The sequence below is a fragment of the Xanthomonas sp. 60 genome (genome assembly GCF_011761925.1).
The window spans coordinates 66,618-87,629 of record NZ_JAASQW010000009.1 but is presented as its reverse complement, the minus strand read 5'-3'; the positions used below and the strand labels follow the sequence as shown (position 1 = coordinate 87,629).

Here is a 21,012-nt window from a genome sequence, read left to right as displayed (position 1 = left end):
GGCTGTAGATGGAAGATGACCGGGCGCAGGCCTACGCCCTGGTGAGCGATAATGCCGGCATGGACATCCCGCAGCTATCTCCCGCCCAGGCCCGCCAGCGCCTCGCCCACGGCGCACTGCTGATCGACGTGCGCGAACCGCACGAACGTGCCACCGGCATGGCCGAAGGCGCGCTCGGCATTGCCAGGGGCGATCTCCAGGCCCAGCCGAGCGCACACCTGCCGGGGTTTGATCGCGAGGCCGTCCTGATCTGCCAGAGCGGCAGGCGCTCAATGGAGGCAGCGATCTCACTGGCCGGACTGGGCTACACCCGCATTGCCTCCGTCCACGGCGGCACCACCGCATGGCGTGCCGAGGGACTGCCTTTGGTGCAGCCGATCCAGAGCGACGCCGAGCGCGACTTCAACGAGCGCTACTCGCGGCATCTGCTGTTGCCGCAGGTGGGTCTCGAGGGCCAGAAGGCGCTGCTGGCCTCGCGCGTGCTGGTGCTCGGCGCCGGTGGGCTGGGCGCGCCGGCCAGTTTCTACCTGGCCGCGGCCGGGGTAGGGCACCTGCGGATCGCCGACGATGATGTGGTGGAGCGCAGCAACCTGCATCGGCAGATCATCCATACCGACGCCAGCGTCGGCGAGCCCAAGGTGCTCTCCGCGCGCACACGCCTGCTCGCCCTCAACCCCTCGCTGGACGTGGAGGCTGTGCAGGCGCGGGTCACTTCGGCCAACATCGATGCACTGCTCGAAGGTGTTGACGTGGTGCTGGACGGGTCGGACAACTTCCCGCTGCGCTACCTGCTCAACGATGCCTGCATCAAGCACCGCCTGCCGCTGGTCTATGCGGCCATCGAGCGGTTCGACGGCCAGGTGAGCGTGTTCGACGCCGGTCGCCAGCGCGGCGTGCAGCCCTGCTACCGTTGCCTTTTCCCCGAGCCGCCGCCGCCCGAGTTCGCACCCAGCTGTTCTGAAGCCGGCGTACTGGGCGTACTCCCGGGGCTGGCCGGCGTGCTGCAGGCCACCGAGGTCCTCAAGCTGCTGCTGGGTATCGGCGAGCCGTTGACCGGTCGTCTGCTGCGCTTCGATGCGCTGGGCATGCGCTTCCGCGAAACCGGCGTCAGCCCGGATCCCGCCTGCACGGTGTGCGCCCCGGGTGCTCCGTTCCCGGGCTACATCGACTACGCCGCCTTCTGTCGCAGCGCTTGATTCCGCGCGTTTTTAGTGCTTTTGCACACGGCGGTGCACGCCCGTTCCATTGATGGAACGGGCTTCCGCTCACGCTCGGCTACATCTGGGCGAAGTCTTCGCCTATGGTTACGCCCATCGAGAGTTTCCGGGGTGACACCGCATGGCGGTAGAAGGGGCGACCAGTGAGCTGGTCAAGGTGGTGGCGCTGCTCGGCGCGGCGGTGGTCATGGTGCCGCTGTTCCGACGCTTCGGACTGGGGTCGGTGCTGGGGTATTTCAGCGCCGGCCTGATCATCGGTCCGTTCGGGCTGGGCTGGTTCTCCGATCCACAGGCCATCCTCCACACCGCCGAGCTTGGCGTGGTGATGTTCCTGTTCGTCATCGGCCTGGAAATGCGTCCCTCCCACCTGTGGAGCCTGCGCCGGGAGATCTTCGGGCTTGGCACGGCGCAGATCGTGACCTGCGCGGTCGTGCTCACGCTGGTGGCCAAGCTGTTCGGCCTGCCGTGGCAGGTGGCCTTCATCGGCGCGGCCGGCTTCGTGCTGACCTCCACCGCGGTGGTGATGCAGCTGCTGGCCGAGCGCGGCGACATCGCGCTGCCGCCGGGGCAGAAGATCGTTTCCATCCTGCTGTTCGAAGACCTGCTGATCGTGCCGCTGCTTGCGCTGGTGGCGTTCATGGGGCCGACGGCGGCGAACGAAGGCGGGGCAGGGTCGCGCTGGCTCGCGGTGGGCATCGGTGCGGCGGCCGTGGTCGGCCTGGTGCTGGTGGGCCGTTTCGCGCTCAATCCGCTGTTCCGGGTGCTGGCCGCGGCCAAGGCGCGCGAGGTGATGACGGCTGCCGCGCTGCTGGTGGTGCTCGGTGCCGCCCTATTGATGCAGTTGTCCGGATTGTCGATGGCGATGGGCGCGTTCCTGGCCGGGGTGTTGTTGAGCGAATCCACGTTCCGGCATCAGATTGAAGCAGACATCGAGCCGTTCCGCGGCATTCTGCTCGGGCTGTTCTTCCTGAGCGTGGGCATGGCGCTCGACCTCGGGGTGGTGGCGGCGAACTGGCCGCTGATCGTCGGCCTGGTGCTGGCGCTCATGCTGGCCAAGGCGCTGTGCATCTACAGCGTGGCGCGCCTGCTGGGCAGCCCGCACGCGCAGGCGCTGGACCGGGGCGTGGTGATGGCGCAGGGCGGTGAGTTCGCCTTCGTGCTGTTCGCCGCCGCGGCCAGTGCCGGGGTGATCGATGTGGACATCAATGCCAACTTCACCGCCGTGGTCGTGCTGTCCATGGCGCTGACGCCGCTGGTGGTGCTGGTGCACAAGCGCTTTGCGCCGGTGGCGGAGGTCAACATGGAGGGCGTGGAGGAGGCCGATGGCCTGTCCGGGAGCGTGCTGCTGATCGGCTTCGGTCGCTTCGGCCAGGTCGCCAGCCAATCGCTGCTGGCGCGCGACGTGGACGTGACCATCATCGACAACGACGTGGACATGATCCACAGCGCCGAACGCTTCGGTTTCAAGATCTATTACGGCGACGGCACGCGCCTGGACGTGCTGCACGCTTCCGGCGCCGGCAGTGCGCGCGCGATCGCGGTGTGCGTGAACGATCCGCTCGAAGCGGACCGGATCGTGGAGCTGGTCGCGCATGAGTTCCCGCAGGCCAAGCTGCTGGTGCGTTCCTTCGACCGCCAGCATTCACTGCGCCTGATCCACGCCGGCGTGGATTTCCAGATCCGCGAAACGTTCGAGTCCGCCGTGCTGTTCGGGCAGGCCGCGCTGATGGAACTGGGTGCCGACGAAGACGACGCGCGCGATATCGCCGTGCAGATCCGCGAGCGCGATGCCGAGCGCCTGCAGCTGGAGATGGCCGGCGGCAGCACGCGCGCGGGCGCCCACATGGTCTTCGGCTCGGCGCTGCCCGGGGTGCCGACACCCACGCCGTTCACTGCCCCGAAACGGCAGTCGCGCACGCTCAACCCGGATCAGCTGCCGCCGGAAGCGTGAGGTCAGGCGGGTGTGGCGCGCGGGCGGCGGGCGCGCTTGCAGTGGCGCGCAGGGGCCTGCGTACCCGCAGGTGCCGGAATCGGGGACAATAGCCCTCCCCACCGCTGCATGCCTGCTCCGATGACCTCGCCGAACGCTGCCCCACACTCCGCCCGCATCCTCGATGGCCGCCGCATTTCCGAAGCGCTGCTGGACAGCCTCAAGGTGCGCGTCGATGCGCGGCTGGCTGCCGGCGGCAGCCGTCCCGGGCTCGCCGTGGTGCTGGTGGGGGGAGATCCGGCCTCGACCGTCTACGTGCGCAACAAGCGCCGCGCGGCGGAGAAGGTGGGCATCGAAGCGCATGACTTCGATCTGCCCGCCGGCACGACGGAGGACGAGCTGCTCGCGCTGATCGACCGCCTCAACACCGATCCGGCGATCCACGGCATCCTCATCCAGCTGCCGTTGCCGGGCATCCCCGATGCGCGCCGGATCATCCAGCGCATCGACCCGCGCAAGGATGTGGACGGGTTCCATCCGGAGAACGTCGGTCACCTGGCCCTGCGCGAGTTCGGCCTGCGCCCGTGCACGCCCCGCGGCATCACCACGCTGCTGGGCCACACCGATCAACCGGTGCGGGGCCGCAACGCCACCATCGTCGGCGTCAGCAACCACGTCGGCCGCCCGATGGGACTGGAACTGCTGATCGCCGGCTGCACCGTGACCAGCTGCCACAAGTTCACCCCGCCCGACGTGCTGGAGCAGGCGGTGCGCAACGCGGACATCCTGGTGGTCGCGGTGGGGCGGCCGGGCATCGTGCCGGGCGAGTGGGTGAAGCCGGGCGCCGTGGTGATCGATGTGGGCATCAACCGGCTCGACGATGGTCGCCTGGTGGGCGATGTGGGCTTCGACGCGGCGGCGCAGCGCGCCAGCTGGATCACGCCGGTGCCGGGCGGGGTGGGGCCGATGACCGTGGCGACCCTGATGCAGAACACGCTGGAAGCCGCCGAAGCCTTCTGAGGCGAGGCCGGGAGCGGCCGGTCACGTGCGGCCGCTCGATCCGCCTGCGCGACGCTGCGTCGCACCCGCCCCCTGTCGTCGGAGCGGCAAACAGGGTAAAATGACGCGCTTCCCCACATCTCGGGCATGCCGATGCTGCGCATTCAGGCTGAAGCACTTACTTACGACGACGTCTCGCTCGTCCCCGCACACTCCCTGATCCTGCCCAAGGATGTCAGCCTGGAAACGCGCCTCACGCGCGATATCCGGCTCAAGCTGCCGATCCTCTCGGCGGCCATGGATACCGTCACCGAGGCCCGCCTGGCCATCGCCATGGCGCAGCTGGGCGGCATGGGCATCATCCACAAGAATCTGACCGTGGAGCAGCAGGCCGCCGAAGTGGCCCGGGTCAAGAAATTCGAGGCCGGCGTCATCCGTGATCCGATCACCGTCGGGCCGGAAACCACCATCCGCGACGTGCTGGCGCTGACCCAGGCCCGCAACATCTCCGGCGTGCCGGTGGTGGACGATGGCGGCCACCTGGTGGGCATCGTCACCCACCGTGACATGCGCTTTGAAACCGAGCTTGACGATCCGGTCCGCCACATCATGACCAAGAAGGATCGCCTGATCACGGTCAAGGAAGGCGCCGCGTCCGAAGAAGTGCTGCAGCTGCTGCACCGCAACCGCATCGAGAAGATCCTGGTGGTCAATGATGCGTTCGCGCTGCGCGGCCTGATCACGGTCAAGGACATCCAGAAGAACACCGATCATCCCAACGCCGCCAAGGATAGCGCCACGCGCCTGCTCGTCGGTGCCGCGGTCGGGGTGGGCGGCGATACCGAACAGCGCGTGGAGGCCCTGGTGGCCGCCGGCGTGGACGTGATCGTGGTCGATACCGCGCACGGCCATTCGCAGGGCGTGCTCGACCGCGTCAGCTGGGTCAAGAAGCGCTTCCCGCAGGTCCAGGTCATCGGCGGCAACATCTGCACCGGCGAGGCGGCGCTGGCGCTGCTGGACAGCGGTGCGGACGCGGTGAAGGTAGGCATCGGCCCGGGCTCGATCTGCACCACGCGCGTGGTCGCCGGTGTCGGCGTGCCGCAGATCACCGCCATCGACCTGGTGGCCGAAGCGCTGCAGGACCGTATCCCGCTGATCGCCGACGGTGGCATCCGCTATTCCGGCGATATCGGCAAGGCCCTGGTGGCCGGTGCCTCCACGATCATGATCGGCGGCCTGCTGGCCGGTACCGAGGAATCGCCCGGCGAGACCGAGCTGTTCCAGGGGCGCTCGTACAAGAGTTACCGCGGCATGGGCTCGCTGGCAGCGATGGAGAAGGGGTCCAAGGACCGCTATTTCCAGGACGCCTCCAGCGCCGACAAGCTGGTGCCCGAAGGCATCGAAGGCCGCGTGCCGTATCGCGGGCCGGTCGGCGGCATCATCCACCAGCTGATGGGCGGCCTGCGTGCCACCATGGGCTACGTGGGCTGTGCCAACATCGAAGACATGCGCAGCAAGCCGAAGTTCGTCAAGATCAGCGGCGCCGGCCAGCGTGAGAGCCACGTCCACGACGTGCAGATCACCAAGGAACCGCCGAACTACCGCGCCTGATGCGGGATGTACGGAGAGAGGAACGAGGACCCCGCGCCTTGTTCCTCTTTCTTCATCCGCCGCCGGTTTTTTCTCCTGCGTTTCGTTTCCCTTTTCACTGCATCGCCCGGGCGCCATGACCAACATCCACAACGACAAGATCCTCATCCTCGATTTCGGCGCGCAGTACACCCAGCTGATCGCGCGGCGCATCCGCGAGCTCGGCGTGTACTGCGAGATCTGGGCCTGGGACCACAACCCGGCCGACATCGCCGGCTTCGGCGCCAAGGGCATCATTCTTTCCGGTGGCCCGGAATCCACCACGCTGCCGGGTGCGCCCGCCGCGCCGCAGGAAGTGTTCGACAGCGGGGTGCCGGTGTTCGGCATCTGCTACGGCATGCAGACCCTGGCCGCGCAACTGGGGGGTGAAACCGAAGCGGCGGACCAGCGCGAGTTCGGTCATGCCGAGGTCAACGTGGTGGCGCCCGACGCGCTGTTTTCCGGCCTGAGCGATCACCCCGGCCAGGCGCGCCTGAATGTCTGGATGAGCCACGGCGACCACGTCGCCAAGGTACCGCCCGGCTTCACCATCACCGCCACCACCGGGCGCATCCCGGTGGCGGCGATGGCCAACGAAGAAAAGCGCTGGTACGGCGTGCAGTTCCACCCCGAAGTCACCCATACGCTGCAGGGCCAGGCGCTGCTGCGCCGTTTCGTGGTGGATGTCTGCGGCTGCCAGACGCTGTGGACGGCGGCCAACATCATCGACGACCAGATCGCCCGCGTGCGCGAACAGGTGGGCGATGACGAAGTGATCCTGGGCCTGTCCGGCGGTGTGGATTCGTCGGTGGTGGCGGCGCTGCTGCACAAAGCGATCGGTGACAAGCTGACCTGCGTGTTCGTGGATACCGGCCTGTTGCGCTGGCAGGAGGGCGACCAGGTGATGGCGATGTTCGCCGAGCACATGGGCGTCAAGGTGATCCGCGTGAACGCCGCCGACCGTTACTTCAGCAAGCTCGAAGGCGTGAGTGATCCGGAAGCCAAGCGCAAGATCATCGGCAACCTGTTCGTGGACATCTTCGACGAAGAGTCCAACAAGCTGAGCAATGCGAAGTGGCTGGCGCAGGGCACCATCTACCCGGATGTGATCGAGTCGGCCGGCAGCAAGACCGGCAAGGCGCACGTGATCAAGAGCCACCACAACGTCGGCGGCCTGCCGGAGCACATGAAGCTGGGCCTGGTGGAGCCGCTGCGCGAGCTGTTCAAGGATGAGGTGCGCCGCCTCGGCGTGGAGCTGGGACTGCCGCGCACGATGGTCTACCGCCATCCGTTCCCGGGCCCAGGCCTGGGCGTGCGCATCCTTGGTGAAGTGAAGCGCGAATACGCCGAACTGCTGGCCAGGGCCGATGCGATCTTCATCGAGGAACTGCGCAAGGCCGATCTCTACGACAAGACCAGCCAGGCGTTCGCGGTGTTCCTGCCGGTGAAGTCGGTGGGCGTGGTGGGCGATGCGCGCGCGTATGAGTGGGTGATCGCGCTGCGTGCGGTGGAGACCATCGATTTCATGACGGCGCACTGGGCACACCTGCCGTATGACTTCCTGGGTACGGTGAGCAACCGGATCATCAATGAGCTGCGCGGGGTGTCGCGGGTGGTCTACGACATCTCGGGGAAGCCACCGGCGACGATTGAGTGGGAATGAGGTGAAAGAACGAGGGCGCCGAAAGGCGCCCTTGTTGTTCGCGGCAAGCCAAACCGCACTCACCCGTTGTCACGGAACTCCGGATACAACGACATGCCGCCATCCACGAACAGCGTGGTGCCGGTGATGTAATCGGCCTGGTCGGAGGCCAGCCACACCGCCGCGCGCGCGACGTCTTCCGGTTCACCGATCCTGCCGTACGGGATCAGCCGGAGCAGCTTGGTCAGCGCCTCGTCGGTTTCCCACGCCTCCTTGTTGATCGGGGTACGGATCGCGCCCGGCGCGATGGCGTTGACACGTATGCCGTCCGCGGCCACTTCCTGCGCCAGCGAGCGGGTCAGCATGCGGATGCCGCCCTTGGCAGAGGCGTAGTTGACGTGCCCGGCCCACGGAATGATTTCGTGCACCGAACTCATCGCGATGATCGTGCCCGCGCTGCGTGCCGGGCGCGCATCCGCCGGCTGTTTCCGGAAACGCCTTACTGCCTCGCGGGCACAGAGGAACTGACCGGTCAGGTTGATACCGATGACGGTGTTCCAGTCTTCGAGCGACATCTCGGCGATGGCCGCATCCTTCTGCACGCCGGAATTGGAGACGACGATGTCCACACGCCCGAACGCTTCGGCCGCCGCGTCGAACAGCCGCGCCACCTCATCCTCCTGCGCGACATCGGCCTGCACCGCGATCGCTTTGCCCTGCCGGCCGGTGATGCGCGCGACCAGCTCATCCGCCGATTCGCCGTTGGAGTGGTAATTGACCACCACGGCCGCGCCGGCATCTGCGAGGGCCTCGGCAACGGCGAGGCCGATGCCCGAGCTTGCGCCGGTGACGATCGCGGTGTGGTTGATCAGGGCGGTGTCATGCATGGGACTCTCGCAGTTGCAGGGGGCAGGGGACGCTACGGGGTCGCCGCGTACGGTCGCACTGGACATCGTTGCGTCATGGACGGCCCTAATCCTGAGGGTCATCCCGTGATTACGGCGAGAGGTGGAACTGGCTTGGGGGGCGCACGCATTCTGAAAGTACTGGAGTGGGAAACCTCCCATGCTGCATGGTGCTGCGCGCAACGCGGAAAATGACGTGGACGGCGTGGGGCAGGGGCCCCATCACGCGACGAAAACGCGCGCAAGATGTCGTAAATGACCGCGCTGGACGTCCCGGCATCGCGTCAAAGACGACCACGCGAGGCGCTTCGAGGCTGATTACACGCCGATCCCCGCCGTGTCTGGGATAGTGCCGACTCAGACCAGTCCGATGGCGGATCGCCCATGACCCCAGTGCCCTTGATCCACATCACCGAGATACTGGCCAGCGCCTTCGGCATCTATGCAAGCAAGCTCGCGCCGCGTCCAAGTGCGTGTGGCGAGCTCGCCTGCCGGTGTGACGTCACCGACGACCGTGGCGGGCGCTGGCTGCTCGAGGTGTCCAGCTCACCGCCTGCCGTGGCCCTGCCGACCGAGGGTCCGTCGGCGTCGCGTGCGCGGAGCACTGTTCGCTGGGGCCGCCATTGGTGGGTGGTTCCCCTGGACGTGGCCCCCATGCCCGGGCAGGGAATGCCGGCCCCGATGCCTCGTCCGCGCGTGGCCTGGAGCTGCGCCGACGGCCGGGCGCTTGAGCGGGTGGGCAGCTGGCTTGCCCAGCCTGCCGGGCTGCCCACGGCAACCGATATCCTGGGCCAGTGTTTCGTCGATACGCTTCATCGTCACCGCGATCTGCTCGCAGTGATGCATGCGCAGGCCGAGGCCCTGCACGATGGGCTTGCCTGGCACCCGGTGGCGGCTGCCGACAACCCCGGCGATGTGGCCTGGCGGGAATCCCTGGAGCCGGAGACCTACCGCCACCAGCACGTGCTGCGGCGCCTTGTGCAGACGCAGGAACGTCTGCTAGGTCCCCAGTCGGCGCGGTTTTCGACCGTACAGCGGTGGGCCGCACTGCGCGAGCTGGCGCGCCTGCTCGACGCCGAGCGTGAATCGCAGCGGACGCGACAGGCGGTCTATCGGGTCGGTTGACGCTGTGGCGATGGAGTGCCCGTGCAGGTCCCCGCATCACCCCCAGCGGCGTCTACTCGCCCGGCTTGGCACCGGCACTGGCGCCCACGCTGCGCGCACGCCGTGCCAGCAGGGCCTCGCGATGGGCGATGTAGGCGTTGGAGCCGAGGATGATCACCGCGCCCAGCACCGTCCAGCGGTCGACGGCTTCATCGAAGAGCAGCCATGCCAGCAGGGTGACCAGGGGCAGCTGCATGAAACTGATCGGGGTGAGCGCGGAGACTTCGCCCAGGCGCAGCGCGCGCGTCCACAACAGCTGGCCGAGCGTGCCCAGCACGCCGGTGGCGATCAGCCACACCCACGCAACGCCGCTGGGCCAGACCCAGCCGAACAGGGCCGGAACGAGCGACAACGGCACCCAGAACACGTACGTGTAGAACACCACCGTATCGGCACTGTCCACCCGGGTGAGCTGCTTGATCTGGATGGCCACCAGTGAGCTGAGCAGTGCGGCGGCCACGGCGACTAGGCTGCCGGCGGTGAAGCCGGCGGTGCCGGGCCGCACGATCACCAGCACCCCGATGAATCCGGCGATCACCGCGGCCCAGCGGCGCAGGCGCACGGTTTCCCCGAGCCACAGCACCGCTGCGATGGTGACGAACAACGGCGTGGAATAGGACAGCGAGATGGCCTGGGCCAGCGGCAGGTGCCCCAGCGCCCAGAACGCACACAGCATCGAGGCCAGTCCGATCGCACTGCGCAGGAAATAGCGCGGCAGCTGTGTGGTGGACAAGGGCGCGCGGCCCGGCCGCAGCAGCATCGGCAGCAGCGCCAGCAGGCCGAAGAAATTGCGGAAGAACGCCACTTCCTGCGTCGGCACGTGGGCGGTGGCATAGCGGATGGCCAGTGCCATGAACCCGAACGCGCAGGTGCTGCCGAGCATCAGCCAGGCCGCCCGCAGGGGCGGGCCGCCGCCACTGGCCGTACTCACCACTGGGCGCCGATCAGGCGCGGTTCCGGTTCGATCGGCACGCCGAAGGTTTCCAGCACCGAAGCGGAGATGCGCCGCGCGAGCGCCAGAAGTTCCGCGCCCGTGGCGTTGCCGTGGTTGACCAGCACCAGCGCATGGCCCGGCGCAACCCCGGCATCGCCCTCACGCACACCTTTCCAGCCGCAGTGCTCGATCATCCACGCCGCCGACACCTTGCGCAGGTCCTCGCGCTCGGCCGGAAACACCGGGATCGCCGGGAACTGCTGCAGCAGCAGCTCGATCTGCTCCAGCGGCAGTACCGGGTTCTTGAAGAAGCTGCCGGCGTTGCCCAGCACGTCCGGGTCCGGCAGTTTGCGGCGACGGATCGCGATGATCGCGTTGGCCACGTCGATGGCACTGGGCAGCTCCACGCCCTGCGCCTGCAGCTCTTCGTGGATGCCCGCGTAATCCATGCGCAGTGCATGCAGCAGCGGCAGCCGGAACTCGACGGCGGTGATGATGTAGCGCTCGGGCTGCTGCTTGAACACGCTGCTGCGATAGCCGAAATCGCATTCCTCCTGCTCCAGCCGCACCCACGCACCTGCCTGGCGGTCCCAGGCCTCGACCGTCTGGATGAACTCGCCGACCTGCACGCCGTAGGCGCCGATGTTCTGGATCGGGCAGGCGCCGGTGGTGCCGGGAATGAGCGCCAGGTTCTCCAGCCCGGACAGCCCGTGCTGCAGCGACCAGGTCACCAGCGCGTGCCAGTTCACACCTGCGCCGGCGCGCACGATGGTGTAATCGGCGCGGTGTTCAAGGATCTCGATGCCACTGTTGGCGAGCACCAGTACGGTGCCGTCCACATCACCGGCAAGCAGCACGTTGCTTCCACTGCCGAGCACGATCACCGGGCCGGCGGCGATCTCCGGCTGTGCCAGCGCTTCGGGCAACGTGGTGGCGTCGTGGATGTCCAGCCGCCGTGCGGCACGCGCCTGGACGTGGAACGTGTTGAGCGCCAGCAGCGAGGCGTCGTCACTCAGGGTCCAGCCGTTGGTGCCCATCACAGGCCTCCCACCGCGCCACGGCTGGGTGCCTCCCGGCGGCGCCGGATCGCTTCCACGCATTCGGCCACCAGCGCCGGACCCCGGAAGATCAGGCCGCTGTAACACTGCACGAGCGCGGCGCCGGCGGCCATCTTGGCCACCGCATCGGCGCCCGAGCTGATGCCACCCACGCCGACCAGCGGAACAGTCTCCGGCAGGCGTGCGCGCAGGCGGCGCAGGACCAGGGTGGACTGCTCCAGCAGGGGCGCGCCGGAGAGCCCGCCGGCTTCATGGGCCAGCGCATCGCCGACGATGGCGGTGCGGTCGACGGTGGTATTGGTGGCGATGACACCGTCGACCTGCAGTTCGGCCAGCACGCGCGCGGCGGCGTCGATGTCGCGTTCGTTGAGGTCTGGTGCCACCTTGACCAGCATCGGTACCCGCCGCCCATGCATGCCCGCCAGCTGTTCCTGCCGTTCGCGCAGGCCGGACACGAGCTGCCGCAGCGCGTTCTCTTCCTGCAGTTCACGCAGGCCGGCGGTGTTGGGCGAAGAGATGTTGACGGTGATGTAATCGGCCAGCGGATACACCTTGTCCAGGCAGGTGAGGTAATCCTGCAGCGCGTTTTCGTTGGCGGTGTCCTTGTTCTTGCCGATGTTGATGCCCAGCAGCCCGCGGCGATCACGTGCGCGTGACACGTTGCGCACCAGCGCATCCACCCCGTCGTTGTTGAAACCCATGCGGTTGATGATGGCCCCGTGGGCCGGCAGGCGGAACAGGCGCGGCTTCGGGTTGCCGGCCTGCGGGCGCGGCGTGATCGTGCCGATCTCCACCGAGCCGAAACCCAGGGCGAACAGCGCATCGATGTGATCACCGTTCTTGTCCAGCCCGGCGGCCAGGCCGACTGGATTGGGGAAGGTCAGGCCGAAGGCGGGCGTCGGCAGGGGCGCGATGCGCGGTGCCACCAGCGGCGTGGTGCCCAGGCGGTAGGCGGTATCGAGCGCGGCCAGGCCGAGGCCATGGGCGCGTTCGGCGTCGAGCGAGAACAGGAAGGGGCGGGCGAGCGAGTACATGGCGGATCAGTCCAGCGTGCCGAGGAAGGCACGGGTTTGGTATTCAAAGGCCACCTGGCCGTCACGGGCTTCGGCGTCGAACAGGGCATGCAGCGCGGCCAGCATCGGTGCGTGCGCCGGATCGCCCGCAACCGGCGCGTAGGAGGACGACAGCAGCCGCCCCTGCAGGGCGTCGTAGTCCAGCATCTGCACGTTGGGGAAGCGGCCGATGGCCTGCAGCCCGCCGCCGAACCAGGCGCGCATGTCATCGTCGGACTGATAGCGTTCGGCCACTGCGCTGTAGTCGGTGCCGTGATCCAGCAGCAGCTGTTCGTAGCCGCTGAGAAAGCGCGAACCCTCCAGCAGCCGCGAGTTCCAGTACACCAGCACGCGCCCGCCGGGTGCGAGGATGCGCTGCCATTCCGGGCGTATGGCCTGCGTGTCGAACCAGTGGAATGCCTGCGCGGCGCTGATGAGATCGACACTGGCGTCGGGCAGCCCCGTGGCCTCGGCCGTGCCGGGGACCGCGCGGAAGGCCGCGCCATCGACGGCGAGCCAGCGTTCGGCGGCCGCGCGCATGTCCGTATTGGGCTCCACGGCGATCACCGGGTGACCGGCAGCGAGCAGCATCTGGCTGGAGATGCCGGTGCCTGCGCCGATGTCGGCCACCTGCGCGGTGCGTGCCACGCCCTGTTCCGCATGCAGCCAATGCAGCAGGGCAGCGGGATAGCCGGGGCGGTACCGCACGTAATCCTGCACGCGATTGGAAAAGCGTGCTGCCGAGGTTGGCGTACTCATGCGCTCAGCCTGACGACATCGCGTGAAGCCATGCCAGGCCACCGAAGAATGCAACGAACACCACCACCGCAAGCACGCCCATGGCAACGCTCAGCCAGCCCAGCACGAGGCCGCCGACGGCCAGGCCATCACCTTCCAGCCGCGCCGGCTCGCGGCGGATTTCCGCGCGTGCCATATGGCCGGTGATGATCGCTCCGATGGCACCCAGGAACGGCAGCAGGGTCCAGCCCAGGATGCCCAGCACGAGGCTGAAGATGGCCAGAGTACTGGTTTGACGCGTTGGCACGCTCATGCGGACCTCCATTTCAGAGTGCCCATGATAGTGCCTGCGGGCGACAAGCCCAATGCCTGCGTGCCGCGGCTCAGCCCATCAGCACCTGGCCGCCATCCACGGCGAGGATCTGGCCGGTGATCCAGCGCGCCAGCGGCGAGCACAGGAACAGCGCGGCATCGGCCACCTCCTGCGGTTGCCCGAACCGTCCGAACGGAATCCTGGCCAGGGTGCCGTGGTAAAGCGCCGGGTCCTCGTTGCGCCGGCGGTCCCAGAGTCCGTCGTTAAACTCAATGGAGCCGGGCGCGATGGCGTTGACGCGGATGCGGTGCGGTGCCAGCGCCAGCGCCTGGCTGGTGGTGTAGTGGGAGAGGGCGGCCTTGGCGGCGGCGTAGGGCGCCGCACCGGGGCGAGGCTGCTGCGCGGCGATGGAGGACACGTTGAGGATGCAGGCATCGGTGCCCGCACGCAGCCAGGGCAGCACCAGCCGGGAGGCGCGCACCGCAGCCAGCAGATCGATCTGCAGGCTTGCCGCCCAGCCTTCTTCGTCATCGCTCATGCCGTAGCCGGTCGCATTGTTGACCAGCACATCGATGCCGCCCAACGCCTCGGCCGCGCTCTCGAGCCACGCCAGGATCTGCGCAGGGTCAGCGAGGTCGGTGGCATGCGCATGCAGGCCCCGTCCCAGTGCCGAGGCCTCGGCCTTGAGCGCGTCCAGTCCTGCGGTGCCCCGCGCGCACACCGAGACGCTTGCCCCGGCCTGCGCGAATGCCAGCGCCATGCAGCGGCCGATACCCTTGCTGCCACCGGCGACGAGCACGCGGCGGCCATCGAACCGCAGGGAGCGTGATTCATCCGTCATGACACGCCCCGCCTGGCGCTGGCCCGGCCGCTGCACGCATCACAGATCGAACTTGATGCCCTGCGCGAGCGGCAGCGAATCGGAGTAGTTGATGGTGTTGGTCTGCCGGCGCATGTACACCTTCCACGCATCCGAGCCGGATTCGCGGCCACCGCCGGTATCCTTCTCGCCACCGAACGCACCGCCGATTTCCGCACCGGAGGTGCCGATGTTGATGTTGGCGATGCCGCAATCCGAGCCCGCTGCCGAAAGGAAGCGTTCGGCGGTCTTGAGGTTGGCGGTGAAGATGGAGGACGACAGGCCCTGCGGCACGCCGTTCTGCATGTCGATCGCTTCATCCAGCGTGTCATACGGCATCACGTACAGGATCGGCGCGAAGGTCTCGTGCTGGACCACGGCGTCGGTGTTCTTCAGGCCGCTGACGATGGCGGGCAGCACGAAGTTGCCGGCACGGTCGATGCGCGTGCCGCCGGTTTCGATGGTGCCGCCGGCGGCCTTGGCCTGCGCGATCGCATCGAGGAACTGTTGCACGGCGGCCTCGCTGTTGAGCGGGCCCATCAGGTTGGCCGCATCGGTGGGGTCGCCGATCTTGCTTTCGACCTGGCCGTAGGCCTTGACCAGCGTGGCCAGCACATCCTTGTAGATCGAGCGCTGCACGATCAGCCGGCGCGTGGTCGTGCAGCGCTGGCCGGCGGTGCCGACGGCACCGAACACAATGCCCGGCACGGCCAGTTTCAGGTCCGCGGTCTCGTCGAGGATGATGGCGTTGTTGCCGCCCAGCTCCAGCAGGCAGCGGCCCAGCCGACGGGCAACCTTCTCATTGACCGTGCGCCCGACCTGGGTGGAGCCGGTGAAGCTGATCAGCGGCACGCGGCGGTCTTCCACCAGCGTTTCGGAGAGCGCGGTGCCGGCATCGTTGATGAGGAAGAAGATGTCGGGGAAGCCGGCCTTGCGCAGCGCTTCGTTGCAGATCCGCAGGGAGGCGATGGCGGTCAGCGGGGTCTTGTTGGACGGCTTCCAGACGCAGATGTCGCCGCAGATCGCGGCCAGGAAGGCATTCCAGCTCCACACCGCCACCGGGAAGTTGAAGGCGGAAATGATGCCCACCAGGCCCAGCGGGTGGTACTGCTCGTACATGCGGTGGCCGGGGCGTTCGGAGTGCATGGTGTAGCCGTACAGCATGCGGCTCTGGCCCACGGCGAAATCGGCGATGTCGATCATCTCCTGCACTTCGCCATCGCCTTCCGGCTTGCTCTTGCCCATCTCCAGGGCGACCAGTGAACCCAGTGCGTCCTTGTTGGCGCGCAGCGCTTCGCCACACAGCCGGACCGCTTCGCCGCGGCGCGGCGCGGGGGTGGTGCGCCACACCTTGAAGGCTTCCTGCGCACGCGCGATCACGGTCTCGTATTCGTCGGGCGTGGTCGCGCGGACCTGCGCGATCGCCTGCCCGGTGGTCGGGTTGCTGGGCGAGAACAGTTCGCCGGTGGTGCCGGTGGACCATTCTCCGTTGCCCAGGTACGTGCCGGCGTTGATCGCGTCGAGCCCGAGGGCCTTGAGAAGTTCGGAAGACATGGACACTCCTGTGCGTGGTGCGTTTCGTTGCGTGTTCGGGCGTCTCCGCTGGCGTCTGCGACGCGGCGGAAGTTGACCGCCGATGGTAGCAGAGGGGCGCGGGAGAGCCTTGCCGCAGTGCGGCGTGCGGGTCCCGGCATCCCGCAGGGCCGAGCCGTGATGCCCGGTTCCAGGTAATACGAAGCACGCACGGAGGTGGCCCGGCGGACGCTCTGCCTGTATCCTTCACGGGTCGATCCGGCCCCGTAGCTCAGCTGGATAGAGCGTCCCCCTCCTAAGGGGAAGGTCGCCCGTTCGAATCGGGCCGGGGTCACCAGAATGGGATGCGTGCGTCACAGCACATCAAGCTGCTGTCGCCTCTTCAGGCCTGCGGTGTGATCACCCTGCCGCAGCATGGATGCGCGTGAGCATCAACGCGACCAGCCCATTGCACAGCGAACCGACGCCGCCGATCAGCGTGGCCGCGACGGCGCAGCGCCAGCGGGACAGGGTCGTGTGCCGCCTCAGCCACGCGATCTGTGCCACCCAGAACCATCCGGCTGCGAGCAGCGAGGCCAGCACTCCGCTCAGCAGCGCCCAGGTTTCGGGCAGCGAAATCAGCGTCAGCCCCAGCGATACCCCCAAGGCAAACGGTGCAACCAGATAGCACTGCTCGTAGAACGGGAATCGAAGGGACTCGCGGTTAACCGGACGTCCGGTGCGAAGCAGATAATAAAGTGACCCGGCCAGCGACCAGATCGCAAATGCGAGGGTCCGGTACAGCAGCAGGTTCTGTTCCGATGCCAGCAGCGCGGCGGCCAACGTGCCGTCGGGCTCTGCCTCGCTGGTGCGCAGCGTCATGTCGAATCCGTGGGCGATCAGCACGCACAGGATCAACAGCAGCGGCGGGCTGATGGCTTCGCTGAAACGATTCTCACTGTCCGAACCGAGCTGGCTGGCCGCATAGTCGGCCATCACCACCGGCGAATGCACGATGCGCACCAGCGTGCGCGGCAGCAGCACGATCCAGGTCAGCGCCTCGAACACCAGTTCTTCGAGTGATTTGAGGACCTTCAGGAAATCCATTCAGGCTGCTCGGTTCCAGGCAGTGCCCGCACCCGTCGGCCGAGCGCGCGCAGCCGCACGGTAGCACTTCCCGGACGCCTGCTGGGGACAGCCCGCGGCGCGGCGGGCGAGGAGGGCACCCACGCGCGCCCGTGCGGCGGAGAGGTCACGTCGGCGCTGCGCGTTTGGGGCAGGCTTCGTCGTGAGCGGCCAGCCCGGCCGATGCTACGGAGATCCGCCATGTCGGTCGCGCAACGCAGTGCATTGGCCTTCGCAATCACCTTCATCACCCTGCTCGCGCCCTCGCAGGCAGGCGCGCAGGACCCGGCCCCGGGACTGGGTGACCTGCAGGGCCAGAGTGATCGCGACGCATCGCGTGTGCTCGGACTCCGGGGTTACAGCCGCCAATCGGAGTCGGGCGGGTACGGCAGTTGGTGGAACGCCCGTGACGGACCTTGCGTGATGGTTCGCAGCGACGGGGCAAGGGTGGTGTCGGCGGTGACAGCGCCGGCACCGGACTGTGGCCAGCAGGAGGGCAGGAGCGCCGGCATGTCCGACGGCGCCAAGGTGGCGGTGGCCGCTGCTGCGATTCTCGGTATCGCCGCCCTCGCGCACCAGGCGCATCACCATGACGATGGCGACCACGATGATGACGCCCGGCACGAAGCCGACTACGAGCGCGGATATCGCGACGGAGTGCACGGGTATGACGCGGCGGCCGACAATGGCGCCTACAGCGACGGCTACGGGGCAGGCCTGCGTGAGCGCTCCGTGCAGGTTCCGTGGCGTGCATCGGGCGCTTGCGCACAGTCGGGGCTGGATGACCTGGTCGGGGCGCGTGCTGCGGGCGCGGAAACCGAGCTGCGCGCGCGCGGCTTCACCGACCGGGACGGTCAGCAGCGTGATGGCCGGTCGGTGGTCACCTGGTGGAATGCGAGCACGCGCGACTGCGTGCACGTCGCCACCGGCAACGGCAGGATCGAATCGATCCGTCGTGTCGAGGCGGAGAACTGCCGCTGAGTTTCGGGCGCCCAGGGGGATGCGCATCCCGCTCCCACTAGAGCTGTCTTGACGGTGGGTTGAAGAAAAAACCGAAGGCGAACCGCCCCCCTGGCGCGGGGGCGGGCAGGGTGACCTGCAGCGTGCCAGCGTGCGGACGGGGCGCAGCCGCAAGGCCTTCCTGTGCAGCCCTGCGACCCGGCAGCCTGCCGCAGGCGCGTGGCTCAGTCCGTGCGCGCGCCCGGCTCATGGAACGGGCAGCCGTTGTGCTGCGACCGGAAGCCTCGCGAGGCGGCCATGACCTGCAGGCGTGCGCGGTTCAATGCACCCAGCGGGCGATGCGCGGCCAAGGCGTGCCAGGGATCGAAGGTCAGCGCGTCTTCGCTGGATTGCGTCTTCTCACCTTCCCATGCCACCTGCGGGCCCATCACCACGCGCGCGACTGCTACGCGGGGACTCTCTTCCACGGGCCACTCCACGCTGGCATCTTCGATCGGCATGGTGTCCAGATCGCGGCACAGCTGGGCACACAGGTGCCATTCGACCGGCGCTTGCAGACTGCGGAAGAACGCGTCCACCGCCTCGCGCTGGGATTCCGGACTGTTGTCGATGCCCGCGCCTTCCAGTGCCTGCAAGGCGGGCGAGACCGGCACAAGCGAGAATTTGGCCACGAAATCCCCGAAACGGTAGGGCACCTGGCTGTGGAACGTTTCACCCAGCGGATGGACCTGGGGCTCTCCTCCCATGCCTTTGATCTTGCCGCTTCCGGTTCCCACTGCCTCGAGCAGCCGCTCGGCGCCGCGCATCGTGGCCGATATCACCGATTTGGTCCTCGGCATGCGCTCGGTGGTCGCCGCCAGCAGTTTCGATGACCGCAGGAACCCCTTGGGCCCAGGGGTGGTGAAGGTGGGGCCGTTGACCATGAGAAAATCCTGGGACGCGCGCTCCTGACTCTCGGGGACGCGCTCACCTTGGACATCCAGCACTTTCAGTGCGATGGCACGGGGGGTGGATACGGTGTCCGGCAGCTGTTCGGCCGGCGGCGAAGACAGGCGGACGATGACCGCATACGTGGTGGGGACGGCAAACAGGCCCTGCGCGAATTCGGCGGGCAGGTCGGCCAGCACTTCGAAGCGTCCGCGCAGCAGCCCCTGGCCCTTGGCGTGGACCGCGCGGTACGCGTGGCCCTCATGGTCGGCGACGGTGCGGGCCATGCCGACGAAGACCTCGCGGAGATCATCAATGATCGCCTGTTCATCGGGTTCATGGGTTTCGAGATCGGGCCGGTACACGATGGGAGCGGCGTAGGCGGACATGCGCAGGTCATCCGGGGGGAGGGGCATCCAGTCTGTGCCAGTCCCGGTCAGCATCCCGTGCAGAGCGCAGCAGCCCTCAGTTGCTCCGGCGGAGCAGATCCAGCAGCTGGCGCAGGCGGTAGGGCTTGGGCAGGAACTCGACATGCATCGGCAGCGGCGGCAGCTGGGAGCGCGCGTAGCCGGAGGACAAAATCATGCGCGCGCCCGGCTGGGCCCGCGCGACGTGCTCACTGAGCTCGATCCCGGACATGCCGTTGGGCATGCTGACATCACTGAAGACCACATCGTACTGACGGTCGCCTTCCATCATCTCCAGGGCGGCCATGCCATCGGCAGTGGCATCCACATCGATGCCCATGTCCTGCAGTGCCATCCCGATCATGTCGCGCAGATCGTCCTGGTCTTCGACCATGAGCACGCGGAGGGAATCAGTCATTGGCGGGTGTCTCCATGGCAGGCAGCAACAGGCTTACGGTCGTACCATCACCTTCGGTGCTGGACACATCCACGAAACCATCGCATTGCGTTACGAAACCAAAGACCTGGCTCAGGCCCAGGCCGCTGCCCTGTCCGATGTCCTTGGTGGTGAAAAAGGGTTCGCTTGCACGCGCCACCACGTCCGGCGTCATGCCGTGGCCCTCATCCTTGATCCGCAGCGCCACGTAGCGGCGATACGTCGGTGCCTCGGCCTGCGGGTCCAACCGGCGCTCGGTCTGGCCGACGATGCGTATCGTACCGCCGGCCGGCATGGCATCGCAGGCGTTGCCGAGCAGGTTGTGGATCGCGCTTTCCAGCTGCGCCGGATCCACCAGGATCGCCGGCAGCTCCGGATCCAGATGCAGCTCGAGGGCCGTGCCACCGGGCAGCGTGCTGACGAGGGACTCGAGCACGCCCGGCAGCCAGTCGCCGGGACGCAGGTGCTCGCGCACGAGGGTCTGGCCGGCACCGAACGCAAGCAGCTGGCGGGTGAGCAGCGCGCCCCGGTTGGCCGCGGCCTGCGCGTTGCCGATGATGCGCGTGGTGGCCGGATCTTCCTCGCAGCGCATCGCGATCAGGTCCAGCGCGTTGTGGATGGTGGTCAGCAGGTTGTTGAACTCATGCGCCAGCCCGCGGCTGAGGCGGTTGACCTTTTCAAACTGCTGGGTGTTGGCCAGCGCGCGCTGCGCATCACGCAGCAGGGTCTGTGCCTGGTAACTTTCGGTGATGTCCCGGGTCACCTTGACGAAGCCGACCAGGACGTCCTGCTCGTACACCGGTTCAATGACCACGTTGGCGCGGAAGCGGCTGCCATCACGGCGCATGCGCCAGCCTTCGCAGGCGTATCGGCCCTCGCGCATGGCGATGTCCAGCGAGCGCTCGGGCTCGCCGGCATCGCGATCGGCAGGGCAGTGGAAGCGGCTGAAATGGCTGCCGATGATCTCTTCGGCGCTGTAGCCCTTGATGCGTTCGGCACCCGGATTCCAGCTGCATACCCGCCCTTCGAGGTCGATCAGGTACAGGGCATGATCGCTGACGCTCTCGATCAACAGCTTGAGCTGATGCGAGGGGTCGGTCTGTGCACTGAGCTGGGCGGGTACGGCTGCCACGGCTGAACGTCTAATCCCCTGTAAAACAGGCACGCTAGAGTGACTGGCGTGAAGGCTCCGTGCACGGGGACCG

The 21,012-nt window shown here is 67.6% G+C and carries 19 protein-coding genes and 1 tRNA gene; 8 read left to right on the top strand and 12 right to left on the bottom strand.

Annotation, left to right across the window (positions count from 1 at the left end; genetic code table 11):
• Window positions 1-59: 59 nt before the first annotated feature.
• From moeB to guaA, 5 genes are all read left to right on the top strand, one after another.
• Complete coding sequence (gene moeB / locus FHY09_RS15790) at window positions 60-1,196, top strand: molybdopterin-synthase adenylyltransferase MoeB (RefSeq protein ID WP_166927874.1); 1,137 nt, start codon at window positions 60-62, stop codon at window positions 1,194-1,196.
• Between the two features lie 142 nt (window positions 1,197-1,338).
• Window positions 1,339-3,168, top strand: a complete 1,830-nt coding sequence (locus tag FHY09_RS15785; protein WP_166927862.1) for a monovalent cation:proton antiporter-2 (CPA2) family protein — start codon at window positions 1,339-1,341, stop codon at window positions 3,166-3,168.
• A 120-nt stretch (window positions 3,169-3,288) separates the two neighbouring features.
• Complete coding sequence (folD, locus tag FHY09_RS15780) at window positions 3,289-4,167, top strand: bifunctional methylenetetrahydrofolate dehydrogenase/methenyltetrahydrofolate cyclohydrolase FolD (protein ID WP_166927861.1); 879 nt, start codon at window positions 3,289-3,291, stop codon at window positions 4,165-4,167.
• Window positions 4,168-4,299: 132 nt separating this feature from the next.
• A complete protein-coding gene (gene guaB / locus FHY09_RS15775) occupies window positions 4,300-5,757 on the top strand; it encodes an IMP dehydrogenase (RefSeq protein WP_166927860.1) in 1,458 nt (485 codons plus the stop codon).
• Between the two features lie 115 nt (window positions 5,758-5,872).
• The gene (gene guaA / locus FHY09_RS15770; RefSeq protein ID WP_166927859.1) at window positions 5,873-7,438 is read left to right on the top strand and encodes a glutamine-hydrolyzing GMP synthase; all 1,566 of its coding nucleotides are present in this window, start codon (window positions 5,873-5,875) and stop codon (window positions 7,436-7,438) included.
• Between the two features lie 59 nt (window positions 7,439-7,497).
• Here guaA and FHY09_RS15765 read toward each other — a convergent pair whose 3' ends face one another.
• Window positions 7,498-8,304 carry a glucose 1-dehydrogenase gene (locus FHY09_RS15765; protein WP_166927858.1) on the bottom strand — a complete coding sequence of 269 codons (807 nt, stop codon included), beginning with the start codon at window positions 8,302-8,304 and terminating at the stop codon, window positions 7,498-7,500.
• A gap of 402 nt (window positions 8,305-8,706) precedes the next feature.
• On the opposite strand from FHY09_RS15765, the gene FHY09_RS15760 reads away from it, so the two are divergent.
• Window positions 8,707-9,447: a hypothetical protein gene (locus FHY09_RS15760; protein ID WP_166927857.1), complete on the top strand. Its 741-nt coding sequence runs from the start codon at window positions 8,707-8,709 to the stop codon at window positions 9,445-9,447.
• Between the two features lie 52 nt (window positions 9,448-9,499).
• Here FHY09_RS15760 and FHY09_RS15755 read toward each other — a convergent pair whose 3' ends face one another.
• The 7 genes from FHY09_RS15755 to amaB form a co-directional block, all read right to left on the bottom strand.
• Window positions 9,500-10,369 (bottom strand): DMT family transporter, encoded by an 870-nt coding sequence (locus FHY09_RS15755; RefSeq protein WP_166927873.1) that lies wholly within the window; start codon window positions 10,367-10,369, stop codon window positions 9,500-9,502.
• Between the two features lie 44 nt (window positions 10,370-10,413).
• Window positions 10,414-11,457 (bottom strand): UDP-N-acetylmuramate dehydrogenase, encoded by a 1,044-nt coding sequence (gene murB / locus FHY09_RS15750; protein WP_166927856.1) that lies wholly within the window; start codon window positions 11,455-11,457, stop codon window positions 10,414-10,416.
• Window positions 11,457-12,512: a quinone-dependent dihydroorotate dehydrogenase gene (locus FHY09_RS15745; RefSeq protein WP_166927855.1), complete on the bottom strand. Its 1,056-nt coding sequence runs from the start codon at window positions 12,510-12,512 to the stop codon at window positions 11,457-11,459. Before FHY09_RS15745 ends, murB begins: the two co-directional genes overlap by 1 nt.
• 6 nt (window positions 12,513-12,518) lie before the next feature.
• Entirely contained in the window at window positions 12,519-13,289 is a 771-nt protein-coding gene (locus tag FHY09_RS15740; RefSeq protein WP_166927854.1) for a class I SAM-dependent methyltransferase, read from the bottom strand.
• A 4-nt stretch (window positions 13,290-13,293) separates the two neighbouring features.
• A complete protein-coding gene (locus FHY09_RS15735) occupies window positions 13,294-13,581 on the bottom strand; it encodes a DUF4190 domain-containing protein (RefSeq protein WP_166927853.1) in 288 nt (95 codons plus the stop codon).
• A gap of 70 nt (window positions 13,582-13,651) precedes the next feature.
• Window positions 13,652-14,422, bottom strand: a complete 771-nt coding sequence (locus tag FHY09_RS15730) for an SDR family oxidoreductase (protein ID WP_166927852.1) — start codon at window positions 14,420-14,422, stop codon at window positions 13,652-13,654.
• Between the two features lie 39 nt (window positions 14,423-14,461).
• On the bottom strand, window positions 14,462-15,994 hold the full coding sequence (gene amaB / locus FHY09_RS15725) for an L-piperidine-6-carboxylate dehydrogenase (RefSeq protein WP_166927851.1): 1,533 nt from the start codon (window positions 15,992-15,994) through the stop codon (window positions 14,462-14,464).
• A 239-nt stretch (window positions 15,995-16,233) separates the two neighbouring features.
• Between amaB and FHY09_RS15720 the strand changes: the two genes are divergently transcribed.
• Window positions 16,234-16,310, top strand: a tRNA-Arg gene (locus tag FHY09_RS15720).
• A 62-nt stretch (window positions 16,311-16,372) separates the two neighbouring features.
• On the opposite strand, the gene FHY09_RS15715 is transcribed toward FHY09_RS15720, so the two are convergent.
• Window positions 16,373-17,059, bottom strand: coding sequence for a hypothetical protein (locus tag FHY09_RS15715; RefSeq protein ID WP_166927850.1), 687 nt, complete (start codon window positions 17,057-17,059; stop codon window positions 16,373-16,375).
• A gap of 219 nt (window positions 17,060-17,278) precedes the next feature.
• Between FHY09_RS15715 and FHY09_RS15710 the strand changes: the two genes are divergently transcribed.
• Window positions 17,279-18,058 (top strand): hypothetical protein, encoded by a 780-nt coding sequence (locus FHY09_RS15710; protein ID WP_166927849.1) that lies wholly within the window; start codon window positions 17,279-17,281, stop codon window positions 18,056-18,058.
• A gap of 203 nt (window positions 18,059-18,261) precedes the next feature.
• On the opposite strand, the gene FHY09_RS15705 is transcribed toward FHY09_RS15710, so the two are convergent.
• Genes FHY09_RS15705 through FHY09_RS15695 form a run of 3 tightly spaced genes read right to left on the bottom strand, consistent with a single transcriptional unit; the run spans window position 18,262 to window position 20,939 of the window.
• Window positions 18,262-19,380 carry a catalase family protein gene (locus tag FHY09_RS15705; protein WP_456362843.1) on the bottom strand — a complete coding sequence of 373 codons (1,119 nt, stop codon included), beginning with the start codon at window positions 19,378-19,380 and terminating at the stop codon, window positions 18,262-18,264.
• Window positions 19,381-19,429: 49 nt separating this feature from the next.
• Window positions 19,430-19,789, bottom strand: a complete 360-nt coding sequence (locus FHY09_RS15700; protein ID WP_166927848.1) for a response regulator — start codon at window positions 19,787-19,789, stop codon at window positions 19,430-19,432.
• Complete coding sequence (locus tag FHY09_RS15695; RefSeq protein WP_456362842.1) at window positions 19,782-20,939, bottom strand: two-component system sensor histidine kinase NtrB; 1,158 nt, start codon at window positions 20,937-20,939, stop codon at window positions 19,782-19,784. Before FHY09_RS15695 ends, FHY09_RS15700 begins: the two co-directional genes overlap by 8 nt.
• Window positions 20,940-21,012 lie beyond the last annotated feature (73 nt).

Bases quoted from the DNA above. Each gene is read 5' to 3' on its own strand.
- FHY09_RS15715 (WP_166927850.1), bottom strand. From the start codon at position 17,059: ATGGATTTCCTGAAGGTCCTCAAATCACTCGAAGAACTGGTGTTCGAG.
- amaB (WP_166927851.1), bottom strand. From the start codon at position 15,994: ATGTCTTCCGAACTTCTCAAGGCCCTCGGGCTCGACGCGATCAACGCC.
- guaA (WP_166927859.1), top strand. From the start codon at position 5,873: ATGACCAACATCCACAACGACAAGATCCTCATCCTCGATTTCGGCGCG.
- FHY09_RS15735 (WP_166927853.1), bottom strand. From the start codon at position 13,581: ATGAGCGTGCCAACGCGTCAAACCAGTACTCTGGCCATCTTCAGCCTC.
- FHY09_RS15700 (WP_166927848.1), bottom strand. From the start codon at position 19,789: ATGACTGATTCCCTCCGCGTGCTCATGGTCGAAGACCAGGACGATCTG.
- FHY09_RS15755 (WP_166927873.1), bottom strand. From the start codon at position 10,369: ATGCTCGGCAGCACCTGCGCGTTCGGGTTCATGGCACTGGCCATCCGC.
- FHY09_RS15740 (WP_166927854.1), bottom strand. From the start codon at position 13,289: ATGAGTACGCCAACCTCGGCAGCACGCTTTTCCAATCGCGTGCAGGAT.
- FHY09_RS15730 (WP_166927852.1), bottom strand. From the start codon at position 14,422: ATGACGGATGAATCACGCTCCCTGCGGTTCGATGGCCGCCGCGTGCTC.
- FHY09_RS15705 (WP_456362843.1), bottom strand. From the start codon at position 19,380: ATGCCCCTCCCCCCGGATGACCTGCGCATGTCCGCCTACGCCGCTCCC.
- murB (WP_166927856.1), bottom strand. From the start codon at position 11,457: ATGGGCACCAACGGCTGGACCCTGAGTGACGACGCCTCGCTGCTGGCG.
- folD (WP_166927861.1), top strand. From the start codon at position 3,289: ATGACCTCGCCGAACGCTGCCCCACACTCCGCCCGCATCCTCGATGGC.
- FHY09_RS15785 (WP_166927862.1), top strand. From the start codon at position 1,339: ATGGCGGTAGAAGGGGCGACCAGTGAGCTGGTCAAGGTGGTGGCGCTG.
- guaB (WP_166927860.1), top strand. From the start codon at position 4,300: ATGCTGCGCATTCAGGCTGAAGCACTTACTTACGACGACGTCTCGCTC.
- FHY09_RS15760 (WP_166927857.1), top strand. From the start codon at position 8,707: ATGACCCCAGTGCCCTTGATCCACATCACCGAGATACTGGCCAGCGCC.
- FHY09_RS15745 (WP_166927855.1), bottom strand. From the start codon at position 12,512: ATGTACTCGCTCGCCCGCCCCTTCCTGTTCTCGCTCGACGCCGAACGC.
- moeB (WP_166927874.1), top strand. From the start codon at position 60: ATGGACATCCCGCAGCTATCTCCCGCCCAGGCCCGCCAGCGCCTCGCC.
- FHY09_RS15765 (WP_166927858.1), bottom strand. From the start codon at position 8,304: ATGCATGACACCGCCCTGATCAACCACACCGCGATCGTCACCGGCGCA.
- FHY09_RS15710 (WP_166927849.1), top strand. From the start codon at position 17,279: ATGTCGGTCGCGCAACGCAGTGCATTGGCCTTCGCAATCACCTTCATC.